Origin of the sequence: Vibrio sp. RE88 (genome assembly GCF_013113835.1) — a bacterium.
In the GTDB taxonomy this organism is placed as follows: Bacteria; Pseudomonadota; Gammaproteobacteria; order Enterobacterales; family Vibrionaceae; genus Vibrio.
On record NZ_VTYQ01000001.1, the window covers coordinates 264,733 to 283,067 of the forward strand.

At 45.7% G+C, this 18,335-nt stretch carries 14 protein-coding genes; 1 reads left to right on the plus strand and 13 read right to left on the minus strand.

Features of this window, described 5'->3' with window-relative positions:
• Positions 1 to 30 precede the first annotated feature (30 nt).
• The 12 genes from F0265_RS01270 to F0265_RS01325 form a co-directional block, all read right to left on the minus strand.
• Positions 31 to 1,725 (minus strand): fused response regulator/phosphatase, encoded by a 1,695-nt coding sequence (locus tag F0265_RS01270; RefSeq protein ID WP_171747444.1) that lies wholly within the window; start codon positions 1,723 to 1,725, stop codon positions 31 to 33.
• 17 nt (positions 1,726 to 1,742) lie between these two features.
• Positions 1,743 to 2,042, minus strand: coding sequence for an STAS domain-containing protein (locus tag F0265_RS01275; protein WP_171747445.1), 300 nt, complete (start codon positions 2,040 to 2,042; stop codon positions 1,743 to 1,745).
• A gap of 64 nt (positions 2,043 to 2,106) precedes the next feature.
• On the minus strand, positions 2,107 to 3,276 hold the full coding sequence (locus F0265_RS01280) for a methyl-accepting chemotaxis protein (protein WP_171747446.1): 1,170 nt from the start codon (positions 3,274 to 3,276) through the stop codon (positions 2,107 to 2,109).
• Between the two features lie 33 nt (positions 3,277 to 3,309).
• The gene (locus F0265_RS01285; protein WP_171747447.1) at positions 3,310 to 4,347 is read right to left on the minus strand and encodes a chemotaxis response regulator protein-glutamate methylesterase; all 1,038 of its coding nucleotides are present in this window, start codon (positions 4,345 to 4,347) and stop codon (positions 3,310 to 3,312) included.
• Positions 4,347 to 4,991 (minus strand): chemotaxis protein CheD, encoded by a 645-nt coding sequence (locus tag F0265_RS01290; RefSeq protein ID WP_171747448.1) that lies wholly within the window; start codon positions 4,989 to 4,991, stop codon positions 4,347 to 4,349. The genes F0265_RS01285 and F0265_RS01290 overlap by 1 nt, the downstream gene beginning before the upstream one ends.
• Positions 4,992 to 4,999: 8 nt before the next feature.
• Positions 5,000 to 5,854 (minus strand): protein-glutamate O-methyltransferase CheR, encoded by an 855-nt coding sequence (locus tag F0265_RS01295; RefSeq protein ID WP_171747449.1) that lies wholly within the window; start codon positions 5,852 to 5,854, stop codon positions 5,000 to 5,002.
• Complete coding sequence (gene aer2, locus F0265_RS01300; RefSeq protein ID WP_171747786.1) at positions 5,839 to 8,556, minus strand: aerotaxis transducer Aer2; 2,718 nt, start codon at positions 8,554 to 8,556, stop codon at positions 5,839 to 5,841. The genes F0265_RS01295 and aer2 overlap by 16 nt, the downstream gene beginning before the upstream one ends.
• A 109-nt stretch (positions 8,557 to 8,665) precedes the next feature.
• Positions 8,666 to 9,136, minus strand: a complete 471-nt coding sequence (locus tag F0265_RS01305) for a chemotaxis protein CheW (protein WP_171747450.1) — start codon at positions 9,134 to 9,136, stop codon at positions 8,666 to 8,668.
• On the minus strand, positions 9,133 to 9,684 hold the full coding sequence (locus F0265_RS01310) for a chemotaxis protein CheW (RefSeq protein WP_253809267.1): 552 nt from the start codon (positions 9,682 to 9,684) through the stop codon (positions 9,133 to 9,135). The genes F0265_RS01305 and F0265_RS01310 overlap by 4 nt, the downstream gene beginning before the upstream one ends.
• A gap of 9 nt (positions 9,685 to 9,693) precedes the next feature.
• Entirely contained in the window at positions 9,694 to 11,802 is a 2,109-nt protein-coding gene (locus F0265_RS01315; RefSeq protein ID WP_171747451.1) for a chemotaxis protein CheA, read from the minus strand.
• A 45-nt stretch (positions 11,803 to 11,847) separates the two neighbouring features.
• On the minus strand, positions 11,848 to 12,207 hold the full coding sequence (locus F0265_RS01320) for a response regulator (protein WP_171747452.1): 360 nt from the start codon (positions 12,205 to 12,207) through the stop codon (positions 11,848 to 11,850).
• A gap of 1 nt (position 12,208) precedes the next feature.
• Complete coding sequence (locus F0265_RS01325) at positions 12,209 to 12,493, minus strand: STAS domain-containing protein (RefSeq protein WP_171747453.1); 285 nt, start codon at positions 12,491 to 12,493, stop codon at positions 12,209 to 12,211.
• Positions 12,494 to 12,993: 500 nt separating this feature from the next.
• Between F0265_RS01325 and F0265_RS01330 the strand changes: the two genes are divergently transcribed.
• The gene (locus tag F0265_RS01330) at positions 12,994 to 16,203 is read left to right on the plus strand and encodes a nitrate- and nitrite sensing domain-containing protein (RefSeq protein WP_171747454.1); all 3,210 of its coding nucleotides are present in this window, start codon (positions 12,994 to 12,996) and stop codon (positions 16,201 to 16,203) included.
• A 111-nt stretch (positions 16,204 to 16,314) separates the two neighbouring features.
• Here F0265_RS01330 and F0265_RS01335 read toward each other — a convergent pair whose 3' ends face one another.
• Entirely contained in the window at positions 16,315 to 18,303 is a 1,989-nt protein-coding gene (locus tag F0265_RS01335) for a GNAT family N-acetyltransferase (protein WP_171747455.1), read from the minus strand.
• Between the last annotated feature and the right edge of the window lie 32 nt (positions 18,304 to 18,335).

Sequence of the window (18,335 nt, forward strand, 5' to 3'; positions counted from 1 at the left end):
TTCTCAAGGGCTTTTACACTGTAAATACAATTAGTCTGAACTCGGGAAATGGTGCTTAGAGTCTAGGCTGTATATCGCCGTCACACATTTTCCTTGTTTCGAATAATCTAATGAGTCACATAGTTCTGAAGCCAGTACAATGCCTCTTCCATGGGTTAAGGACTTATCGATGCTTTGCTTCAGCTTGTTGTAGTCAAAACCAACACCATTGTGTTCCAGCTCCAATACAAGCTGCTTTTGCTCTGGTTTGTAATCGATAAACAAGGTCACCCAAAGCTCTTCAGATAGCTCTTTGAGCTTCTCTTCGCGCAACTGATAAAACGTGAAGAAACCATCAGGCTCTTCCTTAATTTTCGAATCCAGATGCAATAAGCCATGTTCAATCGCGTTAGCAAACAACTCAGATAAAACGGAGCAAACTAGATCCAAGTGGGGTCCTGTCATCACACCGGTCAGGAACTGTCTGACTTCACTCATCACCGTCACGGACTTAAGCACGGAAGCTGGGAAACGCATCTTCGACTGCGCCGGTGTTTTACTGAGATAAAAACTATTTTGCTGAACCACTTTATCGTTGCTGTTTGAAATCGGAAACTCCATCGCCAAAATAGACAAATCATCGCCCACATTGCGATTGGCAAACTTTCTCACCGACTCAAACAGCGTCGGGATCATCGCTCTCCCAGACGTTAATGCTGCTTCCAATCGCTCTTGACCAAACTGCTCCCCGAGCCCATTTTCAGCTTCTATAACGCCATCGGTGTAACAGAGAATCTTTTGGTCTGGTTCCATTTTGAAGTGCACCAGATCGGTTTCAAACTCGTGAGGTTTTAAAACGCCCAGCGGCATATGCGTGGAAACCAGTTTGCGACTGATAGAGCCATCCTTATCCAGCAAGTAGCCGTCAGGCAAGCCACCGCCCCACCAAGAAACTTCAAACCCGTTGGCTCGAATTTCAAATACGCTAGCCGCTAGCATCATACCCATCGGCAAGAAGCGCACTAATACGTCATTGAGTTCGCGAACAATTTCGCCCAGTGATAGACCTTTTGAGGCCATGGAGAAGAAGGCTCGAGTTGCAGGAATAGCCGAAATAGCCGCCGGAAGACCGTGCCCTGTGGCATCGGCAATCATCACGTATACTCCGCCATGAGGCCGATTGGCCACAACAATCAGATCACCGTTGAAAACCGTCGATGGAGTTGAAATATAGTTGATGCCATAAATGCTTTTCACTTGAGCGCTCATTTCCTCCATTAAGTTGGAGAAAATAGACTCCGCGATCGCATAGTCATAGCGCACTTGTTCGTGAAACTTACTCAGCTCATCACGATGTTCCTTCACCTCATTATGCATCTTTACAATTCGATAGTGCGCTTGAACTTTCGCCACTAACACACTTCGCTCGACTGGCTTGGGAATAAAGTCTTCCCCTAATGTCAGGCATCGCTCAAACGAATCGTGATCATCAAGCACGGTAAGAAAGATGATCGGCATATGAAGTTTAGGGAACGCATCACGAATTTCCTGTGCTGTCGTAAAACCATCCTTCACTGGCATCATCACATCCAACAAGATGACATCCGGCAGAGATGGCATCTTGTGCATTGCTTCAACGACACCCTCACCATTTTCGAACGTCGTGACTTCTTCCGCCATTTCGCTGAGCATGAATCGACACAACTCTCGATTCGTAGCGTGGTCGTCAATTATCATGACATGCATACGACCCTCCTTAACCGCTATTCGATAGAAAACTTCTTATCAAAACGAGAAATGGTCAGTATCTTTCGCACCTGTGGCAATGTATTGGTAATTCGGATCATCCCATCATCCTGCTCAAGATAGTTGTGCATATTAAGCAACATACCCAGCCCCGCACTATCTATATAATCGACTTTTCGCAAATCGATGATAAAACGAAAGTCTTTCTTGTCTGAATAACAACGACGAAACTCTTGGACCAGATTAAACCCAAAAGCCCCTTCAATTAAGATGGTTACTTGCTTGGAATGTGCATCAACTTCAGCTTCTACGGACATAATATTTCCTTTTCAACAACGAAGACGGCACCGCCTCCACGACAATATGTATATGCTTGACTCATCAGAATAACTCTACCTCTCCCTCTTCAATACTTTCCTGGGAAGCAGCAGGAGCCCCGCGATGTTCTATGTTTGATTTCAGGTCCGCCACAGCCTGATTCATCTCATCAAGATCTAGGCTGCCATTGGCATGAGCAATCAGTATTTCTGCTACCTGATCGAGGAAACCGACACTGATCTTGGCGTAATCCCCTTGCTGGACAATGATGTCTGTAAACTGCAATGCCCTGATACCATCACCAACACGGGTATGCAGCGTGACACCAATGGATTTGATTTTTTGAACTTCCTGCTCGACGACCGCGTTAGCCTCTTTCACACCTCGAAGCATATCATCCACTTTATCCTTAGACTCTATCGCTTCAGTCATATCGATTGATGCCATCTCACCGACCGTTTTATTGGCTTCTTTAACCGTATCCTGAGCTACATTAATTTCCTTTTCTATTTCGCTGTTAAGTTCTTTTGCTTTGACAGACAGGTTTCTTACCTCTTGCGCCACAACAGCAAAGCCTCTCCCAGCCTCCCCAGCTCGTGCCGCTTCAATCGCCGCATTTAAGGCTAGTAGATTGGTTTGCTCAGAAAGGCCACGAACTTGCGCTAACAGTTTAAACACCGCATCCAGCTTCTCGGACATGTCATGAATGCTGTGTACTGCAGAAATACTCTTCTCAGAGATATTAACGAGCGTGTCAACGAACTGGCGAATAATGCCTTCCGTTTTGGGCAGAACCTGAGTGATATCATAGGCGTTATCTTTATTACCCATGATGTTACTCACTAGCTCTTCAGCAATGGCATTTTGACCCTCGGCCAATTTCTGCATTTCAAAAAAGCTTTCATTTAGCGTTTCCGCCGACTCATCAACAACGCCATGCTGATGATCTAACGGTTCATTAAGTTGAAGGGATATTTTTCCTAATATCTCGCTGACCTGTAGGCTGACCTGCTTCTCATCCGAAGATGACTTTGCCCGGAGCTCATTTAACTCAGGCTTACTTGGCGTGGAAGCACCTCTAGGGAAGACAAACCACGGGATAGCCGCCGCAAGTACCATCACAGCAACATGCGCAATAGACGATGACAACGTCATGCCAATCGAAAGCAAGACAATCTGTGTCCCTATCGCAAGGGTATAGCGGATTTTCGGGGTCATTGTTATTTTATTCATAGTACATCCCTGACGTTGTGCCCGCACAGGCGCTTATTTCTTTAGGCAATCACATATTTTCTGGGGTATCTGTTTAAGACTCAGCACTTGCTGCGCAGCATTCATTTCAACTGCAACTCGCGGCATTCCCCAAACAACGGAAGACGCTTTATCCTGGGCGATAGTCATTGCCCCTTCTTCACGCATCTTAAGCATCCCTCTCGCTCCATCTTGACCCATACCAGTCAAGATAATGCCTATCGCATTTTTGCCTACCGTCTCAGCTACGGTATCAAACATCACATCAACCGACGGTTTATGGCGATTTACCGTAGGTCGGTCGTCAATTTGGCAATATAAGTGCGCGCCACGTTTAACGACAACTAAGTGTTTATCACCCGGAGCCACATACGCGCAGCCGTTAACCAGTGGTGCTTTACTTGCTGCAAGCTCCTTGACCTGAATATCACTGTTATCATTAAGACGTTGAGCAAATGACGCACTGAACATAGCGCTAATGTGCTGAGTGATAACAATCGGTGGTAATCCAGAAGGCAGAGCAGATAACACTTGTCTGACGGCTTCTGTGCCTCCGGTCGAGGCACCTATCGCAATCACTTCAACTTTGGTTCTCAGGTTCTGTGGTGCAATCTTCTGTGTGGGTGCGTGCTTAGTTCGATCCTGGAAAACATTGGCCCCAGCCGCCATTTTTATCTTGTCATTGATATGATCTTTGTAATTAACCATCTCTCCTGAGTTGTCCACCGCAGGCTTAGGGAAATAGTCAACCGCTCCAAGCTCAAGCGCCGCTAAGGTTGGCTCAGCTCCATGCTGAGTAAGAGTCGATATCATGATGACCGGCATTGGACGCAAACGCATGAGATTTTTCAGGAACTGAACACCATTCATTTTTGGCATTTCAATGTCTAACGTCAGTACATCGGGATTGTGAATCTTGATCAGATCTCTAGCCTGATACGGATCCTCCGCCATAGCGACAACTTCAAGCTCAGGATCTGAATTGATCAACTGAGCAAGCAAAGCTCTGAAAACTGGAGAATCATCTACCACCAGTACTTTAATTTTCTTCATTAGAACAGCTCCACATCGTCATCATGAGGGCGATGACTTTCTTTATCCAATTGACTGGCGTACTTATCTTCTTCTTGTTGTAGGTGATGAATTTCAGTATAGGGAATACGTTTCAGCCACGCTTGTCCTGTTAGCGGGTTGAAGATAATTTTACGTGGTTCAACGCCTCCTAAATCCTGAGCTACAACAGGTAAATTTTCCTGATCAACGTAATTGAGAATAAACGAGATATTTTTTTCCCCAATCATGGAATGTCGACCTAACATTTGCGCCCCACCAAACAACTTAACTTTGAGTGACGAACGTCTTGCGCCTTGAGAAATCAAGGTATTAATTAACATTTCCATCGCATGGCTACCGTAACGCGATGCAGTAGAAACAACTTCATCTGGGCGCCATGAATTGATTTCCGAATGATTATGGAATGGCAGTAAGAAGTGGTTCATGCCACCGATGGCCGCATATTCATCCCAAACGCAAGCAGCGATACATGACCCTAACCCCGTCGCTATCAATTCATCTTCATGGGTACAGTAAAGCCCACCAGGAAACACCTTGATCATGTGCTTCTCTTTCTGAGGATGATAAAAACGATTAAAGTGGCTGTTTTCGTACTTTGGCTTGCCGGTCTTTAGCCCAATCATAACTGCCCCTATTGTTTCGCATAGATGGTTTTGCCTAAGTGACGAAAAATATCGCTGCAGGCTCCGACACTTTCGGAGTGCCCGATAAATAAGATTCCGTTGGGTTTAAGCTGTTTATGGAACCGTCTGATAAGTTTTTCTTGGGTTGGCCTATCAAAGTAGATCATCACATTACGACACGAGATCAGATCAAAGGGTTGCTTAAAATCCCACTTGTCCAACAAGTTTAGCTGATGAAATTGGATGTATTTTTGCAGCCCCTTAGCAATCTTTATGTTTCCCTCCTGACCGTCTCTTCCTTTAAAGAAACAGGGCTTTAAATACTGCTTAGGGATAGACGAAATTGCCTCATCACTGTAGACACCCCGCTTTGCATGAGAAAGAACTTTTGTATCAAGATCCGTTGCAGTGATGGATACCTGCTTAAACTGGTTAAAGGCGTTGCTACAGTAGAGGGAAGAAACAAAGCTGTACGGCTCTTCACCTGTCGAGCATCCTGCTGACCAAATCCTGATATTATTGGCTCCTTGTTGCTTCCATTCTTCGAGCATCACATTTTCCAAAAATTCAAAATGATGATATTCGCGGAAAAACTGGGTTTTATTCGTCGTTAGGCTATTAATGAACCTCACTCGTTCGCTGCTGTCTTTTTCAATAACGGGTTTGTATTCAGAGAAACGAGTGAGCCCTAGCCGCCTAAGCTGGCGGCTAATGCGTCCATAGACCATGGTTCGCTTTCGATCAGAGAAATAGATCCCTGCGTGTTTGTGCATGAACCACTGAATAAACTTAAAATCTTTATCCGTTAGCTCAAACTCATTTGCAGACGCCATCTCCCCCTCACGAGTTAGAACTCTTCCCATTCGTCCCCTTCCTCACCCGCTTTAAATCCTGCATTAGCAACGCGTGGTGTTCTTATTTCTCTGACATTACTGCTTTTTTGCCTAGTGTCTTTTGTCTTTTCTGAACTAAAGGTGGCAACATTCTCATCAGAAGCAAAGAAGTTCATCAGATGGATAAGTTGTTTACCTTCATCTTTCAGCGACTGGCTCGCTGCCGACGTTTCTTCAACCAAAGACGCATTCTGCTGAGTCATTTCATCCATGGTTGTGATAGCGCGGTTGATCTCATCAATGCCTGTTGATTGCTCTAGGCTCGACGAAGCAATCTGAGCAATCAACTCTGTTACTTTCTCAACTGCCTCAACGATTTCATTCAAGGTATCACCAGACTCATCCACCAACCTTGAGCCTTCGTCCACTTTCTCAACGCTATCTTTGATCAGTCCTTTGATTTCTTTTGCCGCCGCCGCACTTCGTTGTGCTAAGTTTCGAACTTCACCTGCAACCACAGCAAAACCACGCCCTTGTTCGCCAGCTCGAGCTGCTTCCACTGCCGCGTTCAGTGCTAGTAGGTTGGTCTGGAAGGCGATTTCATCGATAACACCAATGATGTCAGCAATTTTCTTACTCGCAGTGTTGATTTCAGACATGGCTGAAACCGCTTGGCCAACTACTTCGCCGCCTTTACTTGCTTTCTTAGTCGCATCTTCCGCGAGAGAATTTGCACCTTTCGCGTTATCGGCATTTTGGCGAACGGTGGCGGTCATCTGCTCCATACTTGCCGCTGTTTCTTCTAGATTAGAGGCTTGAGCTTCGACACGCTGGCTTAGGTCATTGTTACCTTCAGCGATTTCCGTCGATGCCGTCGCGACTCGTGCCGAAGACTGAGTGATCTTGTCGACCATATTGCGCAGGTTGAGTATCGAAGTGTTAACCGCATCAGATAATCGACCAAATTCACCTTTGTTGTCTTCCGACATATTGGTATTTAAGTCGCCATCAGCAACGCGGCTCATGACGTCAATACATTGGCCAATTGGCTCAACCATGGTATCGAGTAAGTTATTGATGCCGTCCCCAAGCTCTTTCATAAAGCCGCTGTACACAGAGGTATCAATCCGTTCGTTAAACTCACCAGAAATAGCGCGCTGAATCAGTGCTTCAACCTGGCGCTGACCATCTTGCTGCTCGGTGATGTCTTCCCACTGCAATGCTGGGCCAATGTAGTTACCTTGAGCATCATGCATGGCAATACAAGTCAGATTAAATTCCAGCCCGCCTACTGCGATATTGGAACTGAATGGAAGTCTGTCAGGGTTATTAATGATGTTTCTCTGGTGACTTGGATTTTTATGGAACACATCAATATTTTTGCCAATCAAGTTGCTGGCATCGAATCCTGGCAGTGCTTTCTGCAAATCACTTTCTCTGGACTTCAGTAAGGTCGACAATGCTGGGTTGAGATACTGAATAATACCGTCTTTGTCCGCCATCATCAGATTGGTGGTCATCCCTTTAACGGCAGAAGCTAAACGACCAACTTCCTGCTCTTTCGCGCGCTCTTCAGTTACATCACGCCACTCAAGCGTATTACCGATGTAGTTGCCTTGCGAGTCTGTAATCGCAGCAACATTAAGCTCTATTTTGATATCCGCAATATCAATATCGGTTTTGTAAGGGAGATTATTCGGTGTAGAGAGAAGCTGTCTCTGATGGGCTGGGTTTTTATGGAACTCATCAATACAGCGCCCCATCAACCACTCTTCGGATGCCGTAAAGCCAGACCAGACTGTACGCAGCTTCGCTTCATGCTTACCAAACAAGTCAACGGTTTCTTTATTGGCATAGGTGATTAAAAAGTCTCGGTCTATCATCACCATCGCAGTTTGAGCTTGGTCAACCGCCGCTTGCAATCTTGCCACGTCATCTTGTTGAGCACGTATTGCGGTTACATCTGACCACTCCAAAGTATTACCGATGTAATTACCCTGCGAGTCTGTAATCGAAGCGACATTCAGCTCTATGGTTAGATCTGCAATTTGAATATCGGTCTTGTATGGCAAATTCGATGGGTCAGACAGCAATTGTCTTTGGTGTGCTGGGTTCTTATGGAACTCATCGATGCAGCGCCCCATCAGCCAGTCTTCTGAAGCGGTAAAGCCGGACCATACAGTCCGCAGTGTCGCCTCATGTTTACCAAACAATTTGATGGTTTCTTGGTTGGCATACGTAATATTGAAATCACGGTCAATCATCACCATCGCCGTTTGAGCTTGATCTACCGCGGCTTGCAGTCTGGCAATATCATCTTGCTGGGCAATAGCCGCCGTAACGTCAGACCATTCCAACGTGTTACCAACGTAGTTACCTTGGCCGTCAATGATCGCGCCGACATTCAGCTCGATTTTTACATCTTTGACGTCAATGGTAGTGGTGTATGGCAGATTTGAAGGGTTGGACAACATTTGACGCTGATGCGCGGGGTTTGCGTGAAAGCCATCAATACAATAGCCCATCAGAAACTCTTCGTCGGCACGGAAGTTAGGCCAGAAAGACTGAAACAACGCTTCGTGTGTTTTCAGTAGGTCCATCGACTTCCGATTCACATAGGTAATGTTAAAATCCCGGTCGATCATCATTAACGCGGTCTGCGCTGCGTTCAACGCTGAAAAGAGTTGTTCTTTCGACAACCCTTTATTACTTTCAGGCTCGTATTCATCCATTAAACTATCCTGCGCAGACGAAGCAAATTGCTCCGCAGCAGCAGGCTGTGGTTTCCGATTCCAAAATGCCATGAGTCACCTCTCACTGGTTGCTTCGTTTGACGTGTTTTTAAGCCCAACTCTCTTCGTTCTGGTCAGGTACAACAAGCTCTGATACATCAAACAGAGCCTCAAGATTTATTAGTATCAGATGACCATTTTCGACGGAGGCAATACCTCTTATATAACTGTGGTCAACTGTATGGGATACATGTGGCGCTGGTTTTATTTGTTCATCCGTTAACGGATAGACTTCGGATACACCGTCAACAATAATGCCTAACGGATGCATATCGGCATCATTGAGAACAATCACCACTGTCGTTGCGCCGATCTGCGCCGGTGGTAATCCGAAACGAGATCGCAGGTCCACGATAGGGACATACTCTCCACGAATCTCTAGTACACCGAGCATATAATCTGGCGAGCTGGGAACTTCACGTACTGAGCTCCAACCGCGAACTTCACGGACATCAAGAATAGGCACGCCATACTCGTCATCCCCTAGCACAAAGCTCAAAAACTCTTGCGGTATGATCATGACTCTTTCCTCAAAATTCGGTCTATGTTGAGAAGCTCTTCAGTATTGAGCAACGACATGACTTGTTCGCCAACATTAATCAATCCCTGTAGATAAGGAGAAACCGCTGACTCACCCACTCCCGGATATAGCTCATTTTGACCCTGGCTAACGACATCGCTCACTGCATCAACCACTAAGCCCATTAAACGTTCACTTTCTTCTGCCTGAAAGCGCAGTACAATCACAACAGTACTTGGCAGGTATTCGCATTCACCGATTTCAAACCGGCTACGTAAATCCACCACAGGCACAATCATTCCTCGCAGATTGATAACGCCTTTCACATATTGTGGTGCTCGTGGTATGGGTGTTGGGCGCTCCCAAACACGAATCTCTTCGACATCTTTTATCTCTACACCGTACAGTTCGCTTGCCAGCTTAAAGCTTAAGAAGTCGGCACTTTCTGAAACCCCTTCTTCACTCACTTGCTCCAAAACGGCCTGAGCCTGGGCTTCAATCGCCTGGCGAGAGTCGACTTCTGTTGCCGTTACCATCGCAGATTCCATTGCGCCCCCTTATGCTGCTATGCCGTTGTGTGTTGAGTCAGATGCTCGTTTGAGGAAATTGGTGATTAGCCCTTGTATGTCGAGAATTAACGAAACAGAGCCATCACCGAGGATCGTGGCCCCAGAAATACCGGCAACCTTACTGTAGTTAGACTCTAGGCTCTTAATGACAACCTGTTGCTGATCGAGCAATTCGTCTAGTAACAGTCCAACTCGGTTACCAGCCGCTTCCACAAAGCAGAGAATACGGGCATCCAATGAGCCGCTTTGACCCATTTCCAGTTCTTCTTGCAGACGAAGGATCGGGATGTTTTCTTCACGCAAGCGGTACAATTCAATTCCCCCAGAAGCAAGTTTGATGCATTCGGGGTCAATCTGAATCGATTCCACAATCGTCAAGAGTGGGATCACGTACACCTCACCAGCCACTTTCACCAACTGACCATCAAGAATGGCGAGCGTCAGTGGCAGACTGATCGTAAAGCAGCTCCCTACACCCAGCTCCGATTCCACTTCGATATGACCACCCAGCTCTTCAATATTTCTTCTCACTACATCCATCCCGACACCTCGACCCGAGATATCAGAAACTTCTTCTGCAGTTGAAAAGCCCGGAGCAAAAATTAGATTCATGATCTGCTTTTCGCTCATGTCTTCACGACGTGCATCTGCCGCGAGAACACCTTTTTCAGTCGCTTTATTCCAAAGTTTGTCGCAGTCTAAGCCAGCACCATCATCTTTAATTTCAATGACAATCGAACCACCTTGGTGGTAGGCATTCAGTTTAATCACGCCTTGCTCTTTCTTGCCTTTTTCCAATCGTGTTTGAGGTTGCTCGATGCCATGGTCAATCCCATTTCTGACTAAGTGGACCAAAGGATCAACAATGCGCTCCAATACCGTTTTATCAAGCTCTGTCTGTTCGCCCTGAATTTGTAAATCAACCTGCTTCTCTAGGCGAGTCGAAAGATCACGAACCAAGCGCGGGAATCGGCTAAAAGCAAAGCTCATAGGTAACATGCGAATGTTCAGTACGTTTTCCTGAAGATCCTTACTATTTTGCAACAATTGAGCTAATCCAACTTTCAACTTCTCTAGCTTATCAATCGTGAAGTCATTACCGATTTCAGTCAGCATCGATTGTGTGATAACAAGCTCCCCAACCAGGTTAATCAGGCTATCGACCTTATCGATATCAACCCTTATGGAGCTGACACTTGACTCTGTTTTCGCAACTTTTGTAGGTTTCTGATCGGCTTTCGTGGATTCTTTTGCCACAACTTCTTTAGTCGCAGAGGGCGCTTCTGTCGCAGAAGTTTGAGGTGTTTCCGCTTCTTCAGCTGAAGCTTCTGTAGTTGCGGCGGAGGTATCAGAGATAAACTCAACCGTTAATTCGCATTCATCTTCGACCCATTCGAAAATCTCTTTAATTTTCTCTTCTTCTACTTCCGCATCAAGGCTCGCCTGCCATTTTAGGTAGCAAAGCTCTGCTTCGATCGCTTCAATTTCGGGGAGAGACTCAGTATTGACTGTAATCTGACAGGAGGAGTGAAGTTCTTTTAGTTCACGTAGGATTCTAAGTGGGTCATTACCACTAAAAAACATTTCTGGGTGGGGTTCAAAAGTTACAAGCCAATGGCCGGCACCATCAGAAACGTCTGGTTGTGACTCATCACTATTCGTTGCTTGCTCGGAAGACTCTTCAGCTTGAGATTCTGGCTCCGCCGCAGCTTCCCCGAGTAACTCATGCAGCTGCGCACTGACCTCTTTTTGCAGTTCAGTGTCTACTTCACTTCCCTGCTCATGTCCTTCCAGCATACTCTGGATACAGTCGCCGCTTTTAAGCAGTAAATCGACCGTCTCTGCAGTGAGCTCTTTTACATTATTACGAACCAGATCTAGATAGGCTTCGACAGAGTGGGTAAATTCACTGATATCAAACAAGTTAAACGTTGCGGCTCCTCCCTTAATAGAGTGAGCGGCACGGAAGATAGTATTGATGGACTCCTCATCAAGAGAGGTGACATCTAGATTAAGTAGCACATCTTCCAACACTTCAAGATTTTCACGACACTCTTCGTAAAACATCTTGCGCAATTGTTCCATATCTAAAGCCATAAGCTTTTTTCCCTGCCAGATGACGTTGTTAATGAAGTATTTTAGTTAGATAACGCGTTTTAGAGTTTTTAGAAGCGTTTCTGGGTTAAATGGCTTAACAAGCCAACCTGTTGCCCCAGCTGATTTACCTTGTTGTTTTTTCTCTGTACTGGTTTCTGTAGTGAGCATGAGTATAGGAATGAATTTGTATTGCGGCTTATCTCTAAGAGCTTTAACCAACTCAAACCCGCCCATGTTGGGCATATTGACATCCGAAATAACGACATCAAACTTGCTACTCGCAACTTTGTTTAGCGCGTCTCGACCATCATTCGCGGTTTCCACTTCATAGCCAGCATCGCGTAACGTGTGGCTCACCATTTGACGAATGGATACAGAATCATCTACTGCAAGGATCTTAGTCATTTTAATCACTCTCCGACTTTAGTTTTAGATCGAACACGTCTTGCAAACCGAGTGTTGTTATCCCTTCAACCAGGACCTCACTGGGCTTTAGCAATTGAATGTCTCGTTGATTCTTCTTTGCGGAAATAAAAAGAGAAGAGAGGAGTTGTATGCCAGCCGCATCTACTCTCACCACTGAATTGGCGCTGAGTTGAATAGAGTCTTGATTGGCAAACCATTCTTGATAATGAGTCGTAGTATCTAGCACCGTTGAAATATCTAGAGACTCAGGAAGTAAACATTCCATGTTTCTACCTACACTTTTCTTATAGTTTCCTAGCCATTATGGAAGCTTTTCGCTTAATTCTGAGTGTAGAAAGGAATAGATATTTAGCAAATTAACAAAATCAAATTATGAATTAAAAGTCATATATTTAGAGTTAAAACAAGGCTAATTACCTTGTTTTTTAAAGAGTTAGAACGCTTACAATAGACAAAATAATTTCCATATATTTTTTATAGGTAAAGGAATATTTGCAAACAAATCAAAAACATCTATCTCTCATTAATTCTTTCAACCCCACAATCTAGCACGTCATTGGTGGACTACTTGAAAATTTACATTGTAAATTTTAAATCTCTTACTTCGCCTATCGGATGCCACAAATATCTAGTCAAATTAACGTATTACCCAAGACCATTACGCAATCACAATCATATTAAACTATGCTCGTATTTCATTGTTAGGTTTAATTAACTCAGTACCGCTTATCAGCGCTTAAGTGGACGGATGATAGGAACGAATCTATGAACCTTTTTGCTGATCTCAAACTACGTTGGAAGTTAATGGCAATTGTCGTCATTCCCGTTGTGTGCTTAATTTATTTTGCTCAAGCACAGGTGATGAAAAACGTTGCTCTTGTTGAAGAAGACAACAACATATTGATGTTGTCGGAGTTTTCAATCAAAGCCAGTGCTCTTGTTCATGAGTTACAAAAAGAGCGGGGTATTACCGCTGGGTTTATGGACAGTCGCGGTCAGAGGTTCTCGAACGAAGTGCAGGAGCAACGCAAAATTGCCGATGCTAAAAGAGAGCAACTTAATTTGTTCATGAAAAACTTTGACCCTTCCATCTACGGGAAAGCCTTTGAAAAGCAATTGGAACACTCGTTATCTGTACTCGACGAATTGGAATCGAAAAGAGCCGCAATAGACGCGTTAGAGATTCCTCAAAGTCAGGCGATTGGGTTTTATACGGATATGAATGCCCAAATTCTTGGCGACATCGTTCATTTGTCCAAAGCAAGCTCCAGTGGGGAGCTCAGCACCATGGCCGCTGCTTATGCAAACTTCCTACAAAGTAAAGAGCGAGCAGGCATTGAGCGGGCACTCTTAATGGGAGTATTCACCCGAAACGAGTTTCAAGGACGCCAGTATGAGCGCTTCCAAAATCTAGTCTCGGCTCAAAACAATTATACGAGTGTGTTTAAAACGCTCGCGGCTCCCTCTCAACTGGCTATCTATCAGGAGATCATGACTGGGCCAATCATAGAAGAAACGCTCGCTTTTCGAGAAATCGCCATAAGGTATGCCACGGTCGGCGGCTTTGGTGTTGACCCTACAGAATGGTTCCAAGCGCAGACAGCAAAAATCAATATGCTTAAGCAAGTTGAGGATCAAATAGCGAATGACCTCATCACGTTAACGCAAGCTTATGCAGATAAAGCGAGCTCCGAGTTAACCCGCGACATTATCCTCATGTTGGCAGCATTACTGCTGACTGCCTTAGTTGTTTACGTAGTTCAAAAGCGGATCACTGGGCCTATTTCAACGGCAGTTCAGGTCGCTAACCATATTGCTTCTGGAAAGCTGAACAACAAAATTGACTCAGGTTTTAACGATGAGTCAGGAATGTTGCTCAAAGCCCTCTCAACCATGCAGAAAAACCTTCTTCAGGCACAGCGCGATCTTGAACAAAAAATGGAGCAAGAACGGGTGCAAGCAGAAGCTAATAGCCGCATTCGTCAGGCCCTTGATCAAGTGTCCGCCAGTGTAATGGTCGCAGACAACAATAACGAACTCATTTACCTCAATCATGCAATGCATCAGGAGTTCTCTCGAAATGTATCGAGCTTCAGTAGTGCCGTTAAAGGTTTTGACCCAGCCAAGTTGCTCGGTAAAAACATCGGCCTATTTAGCCACACGGCAGAGTATCAACGTATTCTCCAATCGATAGATAAAACAGTGGTTGTCGAACTCAACATCGACAAGCGAATCTACAAAGTCATCGCGAACCCGGTGATGGGCGATAATAAAGTCCGCCTTGGAACCGTTATTGAGTGGGACGACTTAACGGAACAGCGCGATGCAGAACAGCAAGTTGAGAACGTTATCCGCGCCGCGGCTTCAGGCCAGCTTAGTACTCGATTAGATACCACCCGCCTGAGTGGCTTTATGCACGATCTTGGCGATGGTATTAACGAACTTCTCGACGCCATTGTAGGGCCATTAACCATCGCTGCAGACTGTGTAGAGAAAATATCCTGTGGTCAGATACCCGATACCATCACCGATGAGTATCGAGGTGACTTTAACCGACTCAAAGACAATTTAAACACCTGTATTTCAGCTATCAACCTTCTGGTGAAAGATGCCAATAGCCTCGCAGATGCAGCCATCGCTGGTCAGCTATCAGCCCGAGCGGATGAAACTCAACACCAGGGCGATTTCAGAACCATCATCAAAGGGGTCAACAACACGCTAGATGCCGTTGTCACACCACTCACGGTTGCAGCAAATTGCGTCGATCAGATTGCGAAAGGCCAAGTTCCCTCACCTATCGAAGAGCACTACAACGGTGACTTTAACCTGCTCAAAAACAACCTCAATACGTGTATTGCCGCTATCAAACGACTTGTCGATGACGCCAACGCATTGGCTGTTGCTGCCGTTAAAGGAAAACTAGACAACCGTGCAGACACCTCACTCCACCAAGGAGATTTCAAGCAAATTGTGGAAGGGATGAACCAAACACTGGATGCCATGGTTGAACCGACAAATGAATGTAAAGATGTTCTCGCTCGTTTGGCGGATGGCGATTTGACCAGCACAGTGAAAGGCGACTTCCAAGGCGATTTCGCTGTATTGAAGGAAGCGGTGAATACCAGTATTGAAAACTTGCTGGAACTGATTAAAAACATCAGCCAGTCCGCGGGAATCGTTAATAACTCGGTGAGCGAGCTATCAAGCGGTGTTGTCAACTTGAGCCACCGCACCGAAGATCAAGCCGCATCACTAGAACGAACCTCTGCGTCGATGTCGGATATGACAGAATCGGTAAAACAAAATGCCGACAACGCCAGTTTAGCCACAGACTTAGCACGAGATGCGCAAGTAAAAGCACAACGTGGTGGAGAAGTGGTTGAACGAGCGGTTGTGAGCATGGCAGAAATTAATAGCTCCAGTAAGCGGATAGCAGACATTATCGGTGTCATTGACGAGATTGCTTTCCAAACTAACTTACTTGCATTGAACGCCGCGGTGGAGGCTGCGCGAGCTGGTGAGCAAGGACGAGGGTTTGCCGTCGTTGCTGGAGAAGTCCGCAATCTAGCTCAACGCTCGGCTCAGGCAGCCAAAGAGATCAAAGAGCTTATCAGAGACAGTGTATCTAAAGTGGAAGAAGGTACAGAGCTGGTTAATGAATCCGGCTCTACGCTCAAAGATTTGGTTTCCTCGGTAGAGAAAGTGACGTCGATGATTTCTGAAATTTCGACCGGCTCTTCAACTCAAAGCAACCGAATTTCTAAGGTCAATGAAACCATTAAGGACATGGATGACATGACTCAGCAAAACGCGGCGTTGGTAGAAGAAGCTTCCGCAAACAGTACTTCAATGGAAGAACAGGTCAACAGCGTTATCCAGCTGCTGTCCAGCTTCAAAATTGAAGACATTGCCCCCTCGTCATCGAGTCGCTCAGATAGTCAAACCGTGTTGAAAATGAGTAACTACTCGTACTAAGCAGACATGCTCGAACAAAAAGAGGAGACATGGTCTCCTCTTTTTTTATCCGCTGTTCTTATAAAGTAGGGGCTGAAATCAGTTCTTTTTACAGTGTAAATTGAGACGTTTTCACACTCGCTCCAACAAGGCCTGTATGTCTAACCTCAATTGTTGCTCGGTTTGCTTTCTCCCCGCAAAGCCAAACTCTTCACTACATGCTTGCCAGCTGTGTTGCTGCAGCACCTTACGAAGCACAAGAGACGAGCAATTTAGGAATGCTGTGTTTGATGACAACAACCAGTTAGCGATAAACGGAGCCACACTTTCGAACCCTGCCCCACCCAAACAATAGTTTCTGACAAGCGCTTGAAACTCACATTCCACTTCGGAAGCATCTTCCTTACGCAATAGATTACGTACAATGTCAGTTTCAATATCAGCGAACACATTACAGAGAAGGTAACGCATAGACTGATGAAAATGCTGCTCGGCAAGGGCTATCCAATCGCAGCTTCCTTTTACCATGACCACTGAGTAGCAGCCACTCGCTTGATCTCTTTGCACACCTAACTTAACAGGAACAAAACCATTCTTGCGCCAAAAACGAATCAATTCACTGGTCGCCCCAAAGCTGGTGGAAATAAACTGACTCCCTGACAGCTGCGTCAACTGTTCTAACATGGCAGAGCCAAGCCCCCGCTGCTGATAGTCAGGGTGCGTAGCAATTCGCATCACTCTGAGGCTTGGCTGGCTGGCGGCTTGGGTTAAACCAAGGTGATTTGCTAACATCACTGGCACCAAGTGCCCTCTTGGTCTTCTTTGTCCATGTTGTATCGACTCAATCAAAAACTCTTCTAACTCGCCTTCTTTAATCGTTAACATACAGCCGAGGCAATTTTTCTCTGAGAGTGCCGCGTAAAGCTGGATAGCATCATCTTCGAGCAACAGCATTAAATCATTCGGTGACGTTTGATAATGGGCGTTCACCAATAACGCAAAACAAGAGCGCAATAAGTCAGGTTGAGAGACAAGTTGTTGCTTATCGATTAGCTTCAATTTAATCGGCGGAAAATTGGTTAGAGGCGACGTCTCTAATTCGGCATTAAGTAAAAAAGTCTCAAATAACCAACACTCGAGCGGGTCGTTCTCATTCCAGCGAATAGGCTGATCCAAATGGTAAAACGCCGCACCGGGTCTTTGCTGTTTGAGCCAGGTCTGAAACTTGAGCGTGAAACCGCGTCCACACCCTTCATAGCCGTGAATAGTCGTAGAGAGCACACAGCGGTGGTGACGCTCGACCATTCTCTGCAACATTGGAATTGGAATTGCGGACGCTTCATCAACCAATAATAAATCGCACTCTGGCCGTACTCGAAGTAATGCATCGGGCGCAATAAACGTCAGGGTCGATTGACCCAATTGAATAGAACCTTTTCTGATGACCGCCTTAGGCAGCAGACGATGAGCATGTTCGAACACAGGAGACACTGTCGCAAGACTCGGCGCAGTCACGACAATGTGGAGGTTACGCGCTTCCATCAATTCAGCGGCGGCAATCCCCAGAGCACTGCTCTTCCCTCTCCCACGGTCAGCGGTCATCACCAAAGGACGTTTGCGATGCCCTTCAACCACTTTTCGTATTTTCTCAACCGCGACTTTCTGTTGTGCTAAAGGTTCAGTGCTAGAGCTCTCCACTTGAGGCAGTTCAGGTAAAGGTTTAGCTTGCTCAACCACAATCAGCTTGCCTAATGCGGCATTAAGCCATTGTTCTGACAATGAGAGCGAACCGGAATCAGCTGGTAGCACTACGACTAAGCCGCCACCGGTTACACAGCCCAATGCGGCACTAAAGGAGTTGGCATCGAACCCATCAGAGAAATCGCAAATGAGAAGACCACACTCTTGGCCAAGTAATCGTTGGCCTTGCTTAACACTAACCTGATGCACATTATCATCGCTACTTTTCCCGCCCAGCTGAAAGATGGCTGAACTTGAAAACAGCCTCTTAAGGTCTGACAACGTACTCGACTGCCAGTCAACACTGCCTTTTAGTACTACTCCAAATCGATGATTCGCGTTATTGGCGGATTGAATAAGTTGAGAAAAATAATCGTGCATGGCCGTTGTCGAAGTTCCGAGAATAAGCGAAT